General features: G+C 47.3%; 14 protein-coding genes, 1 pseudogene and 1 riboswitch. Of the genes and pseudogenes, 1 reads left to right on the forward strand and 14 read right to left on the reverse strand.

Annotated features, from left to right (window positions below):
• Positions 1-219: 219 nt before the first annotated feature.
• The 14 genes from ACTRXF_RS14570 to ACTRXF_RS14635 form a co-directional block, all read right to left on the reverse strand.
• A complete protein-coding gene (locus tag ACTRXF_RS14570; RefSeq protein ID WP_474263791.1) occupies positions 220-708 on the reverse strand; it encodes a dihydrofolate reductase in 489 nt (162 codons plus the stop codon).
• Positions 705-1,499: a thymidylate synthase gene (locus tag ACTRXF_RS14575; RefSeq protein ID WP_474263793.1), complete on the reverse strand. Its 795-nt coding sequence runs from the start codon at positions 1,497-1,499 to the stop codon at positions 705-707. The genes ACTRXF_RS14570 and ACTRXF_RS14575 overlap by 4 nt, the downstream gene beginning before the upstream one ends.
• A 97-nt stretch (positions 1,500-1,596) precedes the next feature.
• On the reverse strand, positions 1,597-3,000 hold the full coding sequence (locus ACTRXF_RS14580; RefSeq protein ID WP_474263795.1) for a bifunctional metallophosphatase/5'-nucleotidase: 1,404 nt from the start codon (positions 2,998-3,000) through the stop codon (positions 1,597-1,599).
• Between the two features lie 75 nt (positions 3,001-3,075).
• Positions 3,076-3,945, reverse strand: coding sequence for a DUF72 domain-containing protein (locus tag ACTRXF_RS14585; protein WP_474263815.1), 870 nt, complete (start codon positions 3,943-3,945; stop codon positions 3,076-3,078).
• Between the two features lie 121 nt (positions 3,946-4,066).
• Positions 4,067-5,467, reverse strand: coding sequence for a Fe-S cluster assembly protein SufB (gene sufB / locus ACTRXF_RS14590; protein WP_298785231.1), 1,401 nt, complete (start codon positions 5,465-5,467; stop codon positions 4,067-4,069).
• 69 nt (positions 5,468-5,536) lie between these two features.
• A complete protein-coding gene (gene sufU / locus ACTRXF_RS14595) occupies positions 5,537-5,983 on the reverse strand; it encodes a Fe-S cluster assembly sulfur transfer protein SufU (protein WP_091616365.1) in 447 nt (148 codons plus the stop codon).
• Positions 5,970-7,193 (reverse strand): cysteine desulfurase, encoded by a 1,224-nt coding sequence (locus ACTRXF_RS14600; protein ID WP_474263798.1) that lies wholly within the window; start codon positions 7,191-7,193, stop codon positions 5,970-5,972. Before ACTRXF_RS14600 ends, sufU begins: the two co-directional genes overlap by 14 nt.
• Positions 7,193-8,503: a Fe-S cluster assembly protein SufD gene (gene sufD, locus ACTRXF_RS14605; RefSeq protein ID WP_474263800.1), complete on the reverse strand. Its 1,311-nt coding sequence runs from the start codon at positions 8,501-8,503 to the stop codon at positions 7,193-7,195. The genes ACTRXF_RS14600 and sufD overlap by 1 nt, the downstream gene beginning before the upstream one ends.
• A gap of 25 nt (positions 8,504-8,528) precedes the next feature.
• Positions 8,529-9,317, reverse strand: coding sequence for a Fe-S cluster assembly ATPase SufC (gene sufC / locus ACTRXF_RS14610; RefSeq protein ID WP_474263802.1), 789 nt, complete (start codon positions 9,315-9,317; stop codon positions 8,529-8,531).
• Between the two features lie 400 nt (positions 9,318-9,717).
• The gene (locus ACTRXF_RS14615; protein ID WP_474263804.1) at positions 9,718-10,554 is read right to left on the reverse strand and encodes a MetQ/NlpA family ABC transporter substrate-binding protein; all 837 of its coding nucleotides are present in this window, start codon (positions 10,552-10,554) and stop codon (positions 9,718-9,720) included.
• Between the two features lie 26 nt (positions 10,555-10,580).
• Positions 10,581-11,234 (reverse strand): methionine ABC transporter permease, encoded by a 654-nt coding sequence (locus ACTRXF_RS14620; RefSeq protein ID WP_474263817.1) that lies wholly within the window; start codon positions 11,232-11,234, stop codon positions 10,581-10,583.
• Between the two features lie 7 nt (positions 11,235-11,241).
• Entirely contained in the window at positions 11,242-12,261 is a 1,020-nt protein-coding gene (locus ACTRXF_RS14625; protein ID WP_474263806.1) for a methionine ABC transporter ATP-binding protein, read from the reverse strand.
• Between the two features lie 157 nt (positions 12,262-12,418).
• Positions 12,419-12,524: riboswitch (SAM riboswitch) on the reverse strand.
• Positions 12,525-12,680: 156 nt separating this feature from the next.
• On the reverse strand, positions 12,681-13,064 hold the full coding sequence (gene gcvH / locus ACTRXF_RS14630) for a glycine cleavage system protein GcvH (RefSeq protein ID WP_079475537.1): 384 nt from the start codon (positions 13,062-13,064) through the stop codon (positions 12,681-12,683).
• A gap of 30 nt (positions 13,065-13,094) precedes the next feature.
• Positions 13,095-13,454: an arsenate reductase family protein gene (locus ACTRXF_RS14635; protein WP_474263808.1), complete on the reverse strand. Its 360-nt coding sequence runs from the start codon at positions 13,452-13,454 to the stop codon at positions 13,095-13,097.
• A gap of 438 nt (positions 13,455-13,892) precedes the next feature.
• Between ACTRXF_RS14635 and ACTRXF_RS14640 the strand changes: the two are divergent.
• Positions 13,893-14,080, forward strand: a pseudogene (locus ACTRXF_RS14640) (ectoine hydroxylase); the annotation flags it as partial.

Consider the following 14,080-nt stretch of genomic DNA (forward strand, 5'->3'; position numbering starts at 1 on the left):
CTTCCTCCTTTTTATCTGTTACATGACTATGTGGACATCTGCCGATGCACAACTTTTGTCTGATAATTCATTATATTTATCTTTCTTTGCCTTGTCAAAGTACATAACGGAAAAGTTTTTTGGAAGCGTTCTTTTATTTGCTGCTTTTGTTTTTAATTTAGATAAATAAAATTATCCTGCTACAACCAGAAAGTTGCAGCAGGACTTTTAAATACTACATTAATTATTTTTTCGCTTATAGGTTACGTAACGGTGTGGATGCTTGTTTTTCTCATCCACGGGCCCTTCTTCCTGTTCAACAATCTCCCATTCTGATTCGTTCCATTCCGGAAAGTACGTATCTCCCGGAACATCGGCGTCAATATGGGTTAGATACATGTAGGAGGCATCCGGCAGCAGCTCTGTAAAAACGCCGCTGCCTCCGATAACATAGTAAAGCTTTTCTTCTCCGGCAAGCCGGCGGATTTCTTCAATATCGTTCACCACCTGAGCACCTTCGTGCGACCAGTCCGCGTTGCCCGTAATAACGATATTGGTGCGTGACGGGAGCGGCCCGTTCATCGATTCAAACGTTTTCCTGCCCATAATAACAGTTCCGTGCTTTGTTACCTGCTGAAAATGCTTCAAGTCAGCAGGAAGATGCCAGGGGAGGTCATTTTTATATCCGATCACCCGGTTGTTTGCGACTGCAGCTACAAATGCGATCATACAGACACCTCTCCTTTAATATGGGGATGCGGGTCGTACCCTTCGAGGGAAAAATCATCAATAGTAAAATCGAAAATGGAATCCACCTTCCGCGTGATTTTCATTTCCGGAAGGCTTCGCGGCTCGCGCTCAAGCTGAGTTTTGATTTGTTCCACGTGGTTGTTATAAATATGAGCATCCCCAAATGTATGAATAAACTCTCCGGGCTCAAGGTCACATACGTGCGCGATCATTTGCGTCAAAAGAGCATACGAAGCAATGTTAAACGGCACGCCGAGAAAAATATCTGCACTCCGCTGGTAGAGCTGGCATGACAGCCTGCCGTCCTGGACGTAGAACTGGAACAGGCAGTGGCAAGGCGCAAGCGCCATATCTTCAATCTCTGCTGCGTTCCAGGCGCTGACGATCAGTCTCCTTGAGTCTGGATTTGTTTTGATCGCTTCCACCACGTCAGAAATCTGGTCCACTGTTTTTCCTCCAGATCCCTCCCATGACCGCCACTGCTTGCCGTAAATCGGCCCTAAATTGCCTTCTTCGTCTGCCCAGGCATCCCAGATTTTCACTTTATTTTCTTTCAGGTAGGCAATGTTCGTTTCTCCCTGTAAAAACCAAAGCAGTTCATGAATAATGGAACGCAGGTGCAGCTTTTTTGTAGTGATCACCGGGAAACCCTGCTGCAGGTCAAAGCGCATCTGCCATCCAAAGGTGCTGATTGTTCCAGTGCCGGTTCTGTCATTCTTCTTTCCGCCATTTTCAAGTACATGCCGACAGAGATCTAAGTATTGTTTCACGTTTGTGCCTCCCTATGTTTTTACTTCAATTACCGCATGACAGAAGCACCTTCAAGCTTAACAACAGGCTGAAGGCTTTCCATCTGCAGGCGGTTCATCAGGATCCGGCCGTATACTGCTTTACCAGCACGTCGGTCAGAATGTCCCGCATCATTTCCGGCATATAGTATTGTTTCGACTCTGCGTTGGACAAGCCGGTGTACAACGGCCCGAGTGTGAACATATCAAGCGTGGCCAGCTCATACGTTTCTTCGTGATTAAGCAATTCGTGTCCGATACGGATACTCTGCACCGTCCACTCTCCATATTCGTAGTCCGCTTCAATCTGCATGCCACTGAATACCATGTGGCCAAGCATCTCCCCGCGGAAGCCAAAGCCTTTCAGCGGCAGACGGATCATTTCCTCCGTAAAAGCTTTTTTCACTACCTCTTCAAGCACATGCCCTTTTACTGCCACTACGCATGGGTTAATCGGGTGAGGACACAGGCGGTGAATATCTTTTTTCGTCACCGGTCCTGCCGGCAGCGAATGAAGCAGCAGTCCTGAATTCAGCATAGATATCTCCGTTTTACACCATTCCCGCAGCCCATCGGCAAGCAGCGAGGCAAATGGAGACTCCTGAGTCCATGACACAGATAATGGCTCTGCAATTTCTGTCACTATTTCATTCATGTCTTTATCTGCTTCGTCCTCGAGCGCTCCCAGAAGCCTTTCAGTCATTGGGGAAGGCTTTAGCCTGCGCATATCCACCGTTTTGCCCACGATGCCGGAGAGGCGCTGAGTATCCCCTTCAAACAGGAGCTCGAGCTCCCCTGCGTGCGTGCCAAACTTGCCGCACTGTGTAATTAATGTATTGTCCACCCATTCCGGCTCTTCAAGCAGGTGGTGGGTGTGCGCTCCCAGAATAACATTAAAATCATAGGAGGAAGCGAGCTCCAAATCCTTTGGATAGCCCAGGTGCGACATTAAAATCATTACGTCAGACTGTTCCCGGAGCTCGGGCAGAAATGTTTCTATCACGTGCTCCGGGTCTGTAATTTTCCAGTCCAGCCCTTCATAAAACGGATAAAAAGGAACGGTTACCCCGAGCAGGCCAATCCGTACCCCTTCTTTTGTCGTATGGATACTATATGGCTCCGCCCAGCTGGGACGGCGGCCATCGGTATCAAACAAGTTCGCCAGAAGCACCTGAAACCCGGCGTCATCGTACATATGATTCAGCTCTTCTTTTGCAAACGTGATGCCTTCATTGTTTCCAACCGCTGCATACTGAATGCCGGCTTCGTTCATCAGCTCCACGTTTCCTTTTCCCCGTGTAGCTTCTGTGACGGCGTGCACCCGGTCAGTGTGGTCCCCGAGATCCAGAAGAAGGACTGACTCCCCCCGGTCCTGCCGGTATTTTTCCCGTTCTTTTAAATATGCTGCTGTGCGTGTCCATTGATCCAAATCGCTGTGAATATCGTTAGTATGGTACAGGTAAACAGAAAAACTGGAGGACAACAGGTCTCACCGCCTTTGTGCTCGTCTCCACATGCTGAGGTGCAGAACGAGTGCATTTCATCTTCTTTTATCTTACTACGAATCACGGGGCTCGTCATTAAAGAGCGAAGTTTGTTTTGGAGTAAGCCCTTCGTACTCTATACCGGAAAGCTCGAGCAGCCGGCGCGCGTTCGGGGCTGCATGGCGCTCGGAATTATTATTAAAAATCATATAAACATCGCTGCTTTCTTTCTGCAGCCTTTCTGCCCGTTCCCGCCATTCCTGAAGCTCTGCATCGGAATAGTTATAACGGTAGCGCACCTTGCGCCACTCCTGTCCCCGTGCCGGCTTCAGCCACGCGTTCTTGTCACGGCCGTGCAGACGAATTAAGGTTTTGGAAGACGTGGTGGCCTCCTCCACAATCGGCACCGATCCGCCTTCGATCTGTGGCTCATCTACTACGGAATGGATCCAGTCTTCATTTTTCATGAATTCGAGCGTTTTTTCCCGGAAGGTCGGATGGAACCAGGATTCATGGCGGAACTCAAGGGCGCAGGGGAATTCATGCAGCTGGTCTCTCAAGTAACGGAGGTAGTCCACATTTTCCCGGTTGCATTCAAACCAGGGTGGAAACTGGCACAGCACCATCGCCAGCTTGCCTGCTTCCTTCATCGGGCGTACCGATAGGGCGTACTGCTCAAACATTTCCTTTTTTGATTCATATTTACTCGGGCCGCGCTGGTGTCCGGTCATTTCCTGATAGGCCTTCATAATAAATTGAAACGATTCCGGCGTCTCCCGGAGCCATTTATCAATATTTTTCTTTGGCTGTATAGCGTAGAAGGAAGAATCCACTTCTACCGTGGGGAAATATTTACTGTATTCTTTCAGCTTGTCAGTCTGCTTCAGTCCTTTTGGATAAAGGGAATCATGGTCCCCCCAGCCGGTTAAACCAACATATATCATCATTTATTCACCTCCCTTTTCTTTTCACGTTCTTCTTTAAAATAAAACAAAAAAACTGCCCTTTTCAGAGCAGTAAAAGCTCTTTAAAGGACAGTTTCCGTTTTCGTACAGGGCCGGGAAATTAACCGATCGAGCCTTCCATTTCAAAGCTGATCAAACGGTTCATTTCTACAGCATATTCCATTGGCAGTTCTTTTGTAAACGGCTCAATGAAGCCCATAACGATCATTTCAGTTGCTTCCTGTTCACCAACGCCACGGCTCATCAGATAGAAGAGCTGCTCTTCCGATACCTTAGATACCGTTGCTTCGTGTTCAAGAGCAATGTTGTTGTTATAAATTTCGTTGTATGGAATCGTATCCGAAGTGGATTCGTTATCCATAATCAACGTATCACATTCGATTTTCGATTTGGAACCGTCGGACTTGCGTCCAAAGTTCGCAATACCGCGGTACGTTACTTTTCCGCCCTGCTTCGAAATGGATTTCGAAACGATCGTGGAGGAACAGTTTGGAGCCAGGTGCATTACTTTTGCGCCTGCATCCTGGTGCTGACCGCGTCCGGCGATAGCGATGGAAAGAACGGTGCCTTTCGCACCTTCGCCGCGCATAATAATCGATGGATATTTCATCGTCAATTTGGAGCCGATGTTACCGTCAACCCATTCCATGGTCGCACCTTCGTCGGCAACTGCCCGTTTTGTTACGAGGTTGTAAACGTTTGGCGCCCAGTTTTGGATCGTTGTATAACGGCAGTACGCATCCTTTTTCACGATGATTTCAACAACGGCACTGTGCAGGGAATCCGTGGAGTAAACTGGTGCGGTACAACCTTCCACATAGTGCACGGAGCTGCCTTCGTCTGCAATGATCAGCGTACGCTCAAACTGTCCCATGTTTTCCGAATTAATCCGGAAATAAGCCTGAAGCGGCGTTTCTACTTTTGCACCTTTTGGTACGTAGATAAAGGAACCGCCGGACCATACTGCGGAGTTAAGCGCCGAGAATTTGTTGTCAGACGGAGGGATAACTTTCCCGAAGTGCTCACGGAACAATTCTTCGTTTTCCTTCACTGCTGTATCTGTGTCTTTAAACACGATACCCTGATCTTCAAGCTCTTTTTCCATGTTGTGATATACAACTTCGGATTCGTACTGTGCAGAAACCCCTGCCAGATACTTTTGCTCCGCTTCCGGAATACCAAGCTTGTCGAACGTGTTTTTGATTTCTTCCGGCACTTCGTCCCATGATTTTTCAGAACGCTCAGACGGTTTTACGTAATACGTAATAGCGTCAAAGTCCAGTCCGGAGAGATCGCCGCCCCATTGCGGCATTGGTTTTTTATAGAAGATCTCGAGGGATTTCAGACGGAAGTCGAGCATCCACTGCGGCTCTTCTTTAATTTTAGAAATTTCTTTTACAATTTCGTCTGTGAGGCCTTTACCAGAACGGAAAATGGAAACGTCTTTGTCATGAAAACCATACTGATAGTCTTCACCAATTTCCGGCATTTGTTTTGCCATATGAAAATACCTCCTTAGAGTCGGGAATAAATATTGTCATCCCCGCTGCGTTTCAAGCGCGTTGCTGTATTATGAACGGTTTTCTTCTTCCACTAACCCTTTTTCCATGGCTTTCCACGCAAGTGTTGCGCATTTAATACGGGCAGGAAACTTCGTTACGCCCTGCAGAGCTTCGATATCGCCAAGGTCGTATTTCGTATCATCGATTTCTTCGCCCTGCATTAACTGCGAAAACATCTGCGCCATATCCAGTGCTTCTTCGACAGTATGGCCTTTGACAGCCTCTGTCATCATCGAAGCGGAGGACAAGCTGATCGAGCAGCCTTCCCCGACAAACCTTGCATCGGCGATTTTTTCCTCTTCCACTTTCAGCTGAAGCTGAATGCGGTCGCCGCAAGTTGGATTGTTCATGTTGACATGAAGTGTTTCTTCCTCCAGGTCACCTTTGTTTCTTGGATTTTTATAGTGATCCATGATGACCTGGCGGTAAAGTGTATCTAAATTATGCGAAGACATCACCGAAATACTCCTTTACTCTTATTAACCCCTCTGCCAAAGCATCAATATCTTCTGTGGAGTTATAAAGATAAAAACTGGCACGGGCGGTAGAAGCTACATCAAGCCACTTCATTAACGGCTGGGCACAGTGATGGCCGGCGCGTACCGCAATGCCTTCCGCATCGAGCACGGTGGCAACATCATGCGGATGCACATCCTGCACATTGAATGTCACAATACCGGTGCGTTCCTTCGGTCCGTATATATCCAGTCCATCCACCGCCGATAACTGCTTCAGCGCGTATTGGCCGAGCTCTTTCTCATGAGCAGCAATGTTATCCAGGCCTATCTGTTTCAGGAAATCAATTGCTGCTCCTAAACCAATAGCACCAGCAATGATCGGTGTGCCCCCTTCAAACTTCCACGGGGTTTCCTTCCATGTTGAATCATACAGCCCTACAAAGTCAATCATTTCACCGCCAAATTCCACCGGCTCCATATTTTCCAGGAGAGATTTTCTGCCATAGAGTACCCCTATACCGGTTGGACCGCCCATTTTGTGGCCGGAAAAGGCGTAAAAGTCCACATCCAGATCCTGCACGTCCACTGCCATATGCGGTACGCTCTGCGCCCCGTCCACGACGATGACCGCTCCGTGTTCATGGGCGATAGCAGCGATATCTTTAATAGGGTCCACCGTGCCAAGTACGTTTGACACATGACTGACCGCCACAATTTTTGTTTTTTCGGAAACGGCCCTGCGTACATTTTCTGCCGTCACCGTTCCGTCTGCTTCTAGCTCCACGTACCGGAGACGGGCTCCGTTACGTTTTGCTGCCTGCTGCCACGGAATAATATTGGAATGATGTTCTTTTTCTGTAAGGACGATTTCATCGCCTTCCTGCAGATGAGCATCTCCGTAGCTCGAAGCTACCGTGTTGATGCCGACGGTCGTACCGCGGTTAAAAATGATCTGCTGCGAGGAAGGGGCATTGATGAAGGAGCGGACTTTTTCCCGCGCCCCTTCGTACTCATCCGTCGCCATGCTTCCAAGCGTATGCACGCCCCGGTGAACGTTTGAATTATAACGGCGGTAGTAATCACTGACCGCTTCAATTACCTGCAGCGGCTTTTGGGAAGTAGCCGCCGAGTCAAGATAGACAAGCGGACTTCCGTTTACTTCCTGCTGCAGTATAGGAAACTGTTCACGAATGGCTTTTACATCCATTAGTACACTTTCCTTTCGATAACCTCCGTCAGGCGATCTTTCACAGCTTGAATTGGCAGTGCGTCTACTACTGGAGCAAGGAAGCCGTGAATAATCAGGCGCTCTGCTTCTGTCTGCGGAATACCGCGGCTCATCATATAGTAAAGCTGAACCGGATCAACACGGCCTACAGAAGCTGCGTGACCGGCCGTAACGTCGTCCTCATCAATAAGAAGAATCGGGTTCGCGTCGCCACGGGCACGTTCGCTGAGCATAAGCACACGCTCGGTCTGTTCCCCGTTGGCTTTTGTCGCTCCGTGTTCAATTTTGTTAACACCGTTGAAGATAGCAGAAGCTTTGTCTTTCATAACGCCGTGCGTCAAAATCTGGCCGTCTGTGTTTTTACCAAACTGGATAATATGGGCCCAGAAGTTCTGGCTCTGCTCTCCGCGTCCGATAGCTACAGATTTTTTGTCAGAGGTCGAACCATCGCCTACAAGTGCAGTCGTATTGTCCGATACTGTGTTACCCTCGTTCATCTGGCCGAGTGCCCAGTCGATGCTTGCATCTTTGAGGGCGTAGCCGCGGCGGTTGGTATAAACCGTAGTCGCTTTCTCTAAGTGGTCCACGCCGCCAAAGGAAACGTTCGCGCCTTCTTCTGCATAAACCTCTGCGATCGCATTAACAACGGAAGGCGTCTCTGTATCATAGGAAACGTAGTTTTCAAGGTACGTCACTTCGCTGTTCGCTTCGGCTACAATAACCACGTGGTTGAACAGTCCCATATCAGCCTGTTCGAGCCAGTAGATTGTTTGAAGCGGAGCTTCAACTTTTACGTTTTTCGGAACGTAGATGAATGTACCTCCGTTCATGAGCGCTACGTTAAGCGCTGTAAAACGGTGCTCATCCACCTGTACCGCGTTGCCCATGAAATAACGCTCAAGCAGGTCGCCGTGCTCGATCGCCGCTGTTGCGATGTCTGTGAAAATTACGCCCTGTTCTTCAAGCGTAGCGCTTGCTTCATACAGAACCGTCTGGCCATCTCTTTGCACAAGGAGATTCTGCTGCGCAGCGTTTTTATCGATAAGGCCCTGCACCTGTTCGTGCAGTTCGTCAGCCGAAGAAAAACTTTCCTTCGGAGTGCCTTCGTGTTCGAATTCGGTGAAATTCCACGTTTTAATGTTCGTTTTTTCCGGCTTTGGCATTTCCAGCTTTTCCGCTAAGCGGCTGGCGCTTAGCCGCTGGTCCTTCAGCCACTTTGGTTCGTTCTGTTTATCCGAGAAATCTTCAACGTATTTCTCGTCATATTTCCAAGTAGTATCTATAGACATAATTTCGCCTCCCCTGCTGTTAAAATTATTCCTGTGGTTCTCCGACGCGTTCGTTTTCAATGCCGAGTTCTTCCTTAATCCACTCATAGCCTTCGTTTTCAAGGCGCTGAGCTAATTCGGCGCCGCCGGATTTAACGATGCGTCCCTGCATCATCACGTGTACTTTATCCGGAGTAATGTAGTTTAAGAGACGCTGATAGTGAGTGATGATCAAGCAGCCGAAATCCGGGCTTTTCATGTCATTTACGCCTTTGGAAACGACTTTGAGTGCGTCGATATCAAGACCGGAGTCGATTTCGTCCAGGATAGCGATTTTTGGCTCCATCATGAGAAGCTGAAGAATTTCGTTACGCTTTTTCTCCCCGCCGGAGAACCCTTCGTTTAAGTAACGCTGGGAAAACGATTCGTCAATTTCAAGCATGTTCATTTTTTCATCCATCTGACGGATAAATTTCATCAGTTGAATTTCATTGCCTTCTCCACGTTTAGCGTTAATGGCCGAACGCATGAAGTCAGAGTTTGTTACACCGCTCACTTCGCTCGGATACTGCATAGCGAGGAACAGGCCTGCTCTTGCACGCTCGTCAACCTCCATGTCGAGAACGTCTTCTCCATCAAGAGTGATAGTACCTTTAGTGATTTCATACTTCGGGTGGCCCATCACTGCAGAAGCAAGGGTGGATTTACCCGTTCCGTTTGGTCCCATGATTGCGTGAATTTCTCCGCCGTTCATTTCCAGATCGAAACCTTTGATGATTTCAGTACCTTCAATTTCTACGTGCAAATTCTCAATTTTCAAGTTTGGCGCTGCCATTTTGCATACCTCCATATTTTGGAATCAAGCGGAAACCGCTGTTTTTTCTCTATTTATTATAATTATTATTTTATAACAAATGTAAACTGACTTCAAGCAAACTCGCTTTCTCTCCCGATATATTTCATTTTTTTGCTACTATATGGCAAAAAACCAACGGGAAATAAATGAGAATACATCCTCTTCATTCTCAATAAAAGCGTTCATACAAAAAGGAGGGCACCTATACAAACCATTTGCAGGAACGACCCTCCCTATTCAATGCTTTTCTTCATTCACTCTTACAGTATACCAAACCTCACCGAGAAGTAAAAAAGGAAAAACTTTTTCAATGAAGATTCTCTTCTATTTTTCCCCCAATGTAAAAAACCGGACTCAGTAAACGAGTCCGGTCTGACCGCTATTCCTGCTCTGCAGGAATGACGGCTCCGTCATATTCTTCTTCAATAAATTCCTGGGTTTCATCCGACTGCAGCACTTCTACAAGCGTCTGAATTGTTTCATTGTCTTCATCCTCTGCCCGGGCTGCTATCACATTCACATACGGATTATCTTCCGGACTTTCAAGCGCAATGGCATCCTCCTGAGGATTCAGCTCTGCATCAATTGCATAGTTGGAATTGATGAATACTGCATCCCCTTCGCCGTTATTGTACACCTGCGGAAGCGTAGCCGCATCAATGTCCGCCTGGAACTGCAGGTCTTTTGGATTTTCGGCAATATCATCCACTGTGGCTTCAACGCCGGCGCCTTCTTCAAGCGTGAGGACGCCTTCCTGCTCAAGCATCTGCAGGATCCGGCCGTGGTCTGCAACCGAGTTACTCATAATTATTTCTGCTCCGTCCGGAAGGGCATCAAGGCTGTCATACTCCTGGGAATAAACACCGATTGGCTCGATATGAATGCCGCCCATATTAACGAAGTCAAACTCTTCATTTTCTTCCATCTGATCTTCAAGATAAGGAATATGCTGAAAATAGTTTGCATCAATTTCTTCCGAAGCAAGCGCTTCGTTTGGAACAATATAGTCATTGAATGTTTCGATTTCAAGCTCTACATTTTCTTCCGACAGCTGGTCTTCGGCAAACTCCAGAATTTCTGCGTGCGGGACGCTTGTAGCCCCTACCGTAAGTGTCTGTGTTTCTTCTTCGGAACCGCCGCCTGACTCTGAATCAGAGCCGCAGGCTGCCAGTACTGCCGTAGAAAGTAGTGAAACGCCAAGTAGTGTTTTTTTCATGAAAAATTCCCCCATTAATATAATAATTATCGTTTATCTATCTGTCTCGTCCAAATATCGCCGATCCATTGCAGAATGAAGACAATAACAAGAATCAGCACTGTAGCAACAAATACTACTTCATTATTGCTGCGCTGGAACCCTTCCTGATAGGCAAGGTTCCCAAGGCCTCCGCCGCCTACAACACCGGCCATGGCAGTATAGCTGACCAGCGTAATACCAGTCACGGTGATGCCGGAGATTAAGGACGGCAGCGCTTCCGGCAGAAGCACTTTTTGAATGATCTGCCACTGGCTCGCTCCCATTGCCTGAGAGGCTTCAATAACGCCCTTATCCACTTCTCTAAGTCCAATTTCCACCAGGCGGGCGTAAAACGGAGCTGCGCCGATAATCAGTGCCGGCAGTGCTGCACTCGGGCCCAGCATCGTACCAAGCAGGAAGGTTGTAAACGGAATAAGCAGAATGATCAGGATAATAAATGGAATAGAGCGGAAAATATTAACGATCGCTGCTGTCACTGTGTGCACCGGCTTGTTTTCCCACATGTTCCCTTTATCTGTTAAATACAGAAGAACTCCGAGTATTGTCCCAAGTAAAAATGTGGCTGCTACCGCAATCAGACTCATATAGATGGTTTCCCACGTAGCAACCCACATGTTTTCCCAATTAATTTCTTCCATCCATGTGTTAAGCACGCTCCATCACCTCTGCTTCTATTTCTTCCTCGCGGAGGTAGTTCAGCGCTTTGTCTATTTCTTCACTGCTGCCTTTGATGCGGATAAACAGGGAACCGTAGCTGCCGCGCTGCGTCTGGGAAATTTTTCCCTGAATAATATTTACGTCCACATCAAACTGGCGGATGACTTTGGAAATGAACGGCTGCTCTGCCTTGTTTTCCAAAAATTTCAGCTGCACAACTGTGCCGGTTTCTTCTTCATTGAATACGATTTCCGACGCGTCTTCCTCCGGCTCCGTAATCTGACGAACAAATTCTTTAGTCATATATTCCTTCGGGTTCCGGAATACCTGAAGTACAGGCCCTTCTTCCACGACTTTGCCGTTTTCCATTACTGCCACCCGGTGACAGATTTTACGGATCACGTGCATTTCGTGCGTGATCAGCACAATGGTAAGCCCCAGCTTTTTATTAATGTCTGTGAGCAGAGCAAGAATAGAATCTGTTGTTTTCGGATCCAGCGCCGAGGTCGCTTCATCGCACAGCAGCACCTTCGGATTGTTTGCAAGGGCTCTTGCAATGCCGACCCGCTGCTTCTGTCCCCCGCTCAGCTGGGAAGGGTACGAGTCCTCCCGGCCTTCGAGGCCGACAAGGTTCACCAGCTCCTGCACACGTCTCGCCCGTTCCTGTTTTGACTGTTTTGCAATTTCGAGCGGAAACGCAATGTTTTCTGCTACCGTCCGGGACCACAGCAGATTAAAATGCTGAAACACCATGCCAATTTCCTGGCGGGCGCTGCGCAGAGACTGTCCCTTCAGGGAAGTGATGGTTTCCCCTTCAATGGTTACTTCACCGCTGGTGGCGGTTTCGAGCTTATTTAACAGCCTCACAAGCGTACTTTTGCCTGCGCCGCTGTAGCCGATAATGCCGAAAATTTCTCCTTCATCAATAGAAAGGCTGACGTTGTCTACGGCGGTGACGGTTTGTGTTTTTGTCTGAAAGGCTTTGGATAAACCTTTTAATTCGATCATACCGCTCTCTCCTTCATCGCTTTTCTTTATCTTTATTAAAACGATGTAATTAGTATGTTTTAAATCGTCATGATTCCGGCAATAATTCTTTTCCATACCGGACCATAAAGAAAAAACCCTTCTGCACACGAGCAGAAAGGTTTTAAAGGATCCTTTCCACTCATCTTGCAGACGTTTGCCTGCAGGAATTGGCACCATGTCTGCTTATGCAGACTGGTTGCCGGGTTTCACAGGGCCAGCCCCTCCACCTCTCTTGATAAGTGAACGATGATTATCCGTTCATATTTGACGATGCTACTGATAATAGCACCTTTGCCTGTAAGCGTCAACCTTTTAGTTCCTGTCCCTGCAAGGCTCGAAAACAGCTGCTTATAAAAAGGAGCTGCCTCCCAAAAGGCCAGCTCCTATGTAAATCAGTATTAATCGTCGCTTACCATGTCCGAATACTGGGCAGGTGACATCAGGTCATCCAATTCACTTTCATTGGAGGGTTCTACCACAATCATCCAGGCTTTTTCATACGGAGATTCGTTGACAAACTCAGGAGAATCATCCAGGTCTTCATTAATTTCTACGACCTTTCCTGTAACCGGGGCGTAAAGCTCTGAGACCGTTTTAACAGATTCTACACTTCCAAATGGCTCTCCGGCTTCGAGTTCATCTCCTACTTCCGGAAGTTCCACGAATACAATATCGCCAAGCTCGGACTGGGCAAAATCTGTCACACCGACGCGAAGACGGCCGTCTTCTTTTTTCACCCATTCATGTTCTTCTGAATATAAAAGTTCATCTGGTACACTCATACACAATCATCCTCCTTCAAATGAATACTATTACGCTTTCCACTTTTCCTCAAAAACTGGTTCCTTAAACCCGAGGGTAACACTCTCGCCGTCTGTCACAATAGGCCTTTTTAAAAGCATTCCGTCAGAAGCGAGCCATTCCAGAATCTCTTCTTCAGATGCTTCCGGCAGCCGTGTTTTCAGGTCCATTTCCCGGTACTTCTTCCCACTGGTGTTAAAGAACTGCTTCCATTCAAGTCCTTCCTCTTCTTTCCATGCCTTTAATTCTTTTTTCGAAGGCGGATGTTCCACAATATGATACTCGTCAAAAGAAATATTCTCTGTTTCCAGCCACTTTTTTGCTTTGCGGCATGTACTGCACGGGGGATACCCGTAAAAAGTAAGTGCCAATGCCAGGCCTCCTCCATACGCTTTCTTCCCTTTTATTGTAGCGGAAACCTTCCTCATTGGAAAGTTTCATTTTGCTTTTTAATGCCGGACGAAGCCTTTAACACTCGATTAGATAAAGAGAGGAATTTAAAAGCAAAGACAGCGCTTCATATTTCACCGATCCTGTCCAGAAGGACGAAATTCATTCGCAAACTCCCGGCACATCAGAAAGTATACGAATATATACTAAGTGATCCAGAGATGATGTTACCGCTTAAAAAAAGTGAATTTTTTTAATATGCTTCCAGTACGCATCATATCCGCCTTAGAAGTTTTCCTTCTTATTTAATTATTTAAAATTTTCCGTTTCTAATGTTTATTCCTTTTTAAGCCGGGAATGTGTCTGACTGACCGGGGATTTAATCCTCTGGTTAAAATATAAAGGAGGTATTTGCAACAATGGCAGTCGATAAATATCCATCCAGACAGGGCGATCATAAGGAAATCATGGACCGGAAGGATCCGGTAGTCCACGGAAGCGCCGGCTATGATGGCCCATTGCAGCAGAAGGAACTGGACTTTTACGACGAGAACGGCTACCTCATGCTCCAGAAGCTGTTTACCGATGAGGAAGTTGAAATGATGAA

It is taken from the genome of Marinococcus sp. LNHM3E3-2.2, assembly GCF_056034385.1.

Coding starts and splice junctions, on each gene's coding strand:
- ACTRXF_RS14570 (WP_474263791.1), bottom strand. CDS start 708: ATGATCGCATTTGTAGCTGCAGTCGCAAACAACCGGGTGATCGGATAT.
- ACTRXF_RS14585 (WP_474263815.1), bottom strand. CDS start 3,945: ATGATATATGTTGGTTTAACCGGCTGGGGGGACCATGATTCCCTTTAT.
- sufB (WP_298785231.1), bottom strand. CDS start 5,467: ATGGCAAAACAAATGCCGGAAATTGGTGAAGACTATCAGTATGGTTTT.
- sufU (WP_091616365.1), bottom strand. CDS start 5,983: ATGTCTTCGCATAATTTAGATACACTTTACCGCCAGGTCATCATGGAT.
- ACTRXF_RS14600 (WP_474263798.1), bottom strand. CDS start 7,193: ATGGATGTAAAAGCCATTCGTGAACAGTTTCCTATACTGCAGCAGGAA.
- sufD (WP_474263800.1), bottom strand. CDS start 8,503: ATGTCTATAGATACTACTTGGAAATATGACGAGAAATACGTTGAAGAT.
- sufC (WP_474263802.1), bottom strand. CDS start 9,317: ATGGCAGCGCCAAACTTGAAAATTGAGAATTTGCACGTAGAAATTGAA.
- ACTRXF_RS14615 (WP_474263804.1), bottom strand. CDS start 10,554: ATGAAAAAAACACTACTTGGCGTTTCACTACTTTCTACGGCAGTACTG.
- ACTRXF_RS14620 (WP_474263817.1), bottom strand. CDS start 11,234: ATGGAAGAAATTAATTGGGAAAACATGTGGGTTGCTACGTGGGAAACC.
- ACTRXF_RS14625 (WP_474263806.1), bottom strand. CDS start 12,261: ATGATCGAATTAAAAGGTTTATCCAAAGCCTTTCAGACAAAAACACAA.
- gcvH (WP_079475537.1), bottom strand. CDS start 13,064: ATGAGTGTACCAGATGAACTTTTATATTCAGAAGAACATGAATGGGTG.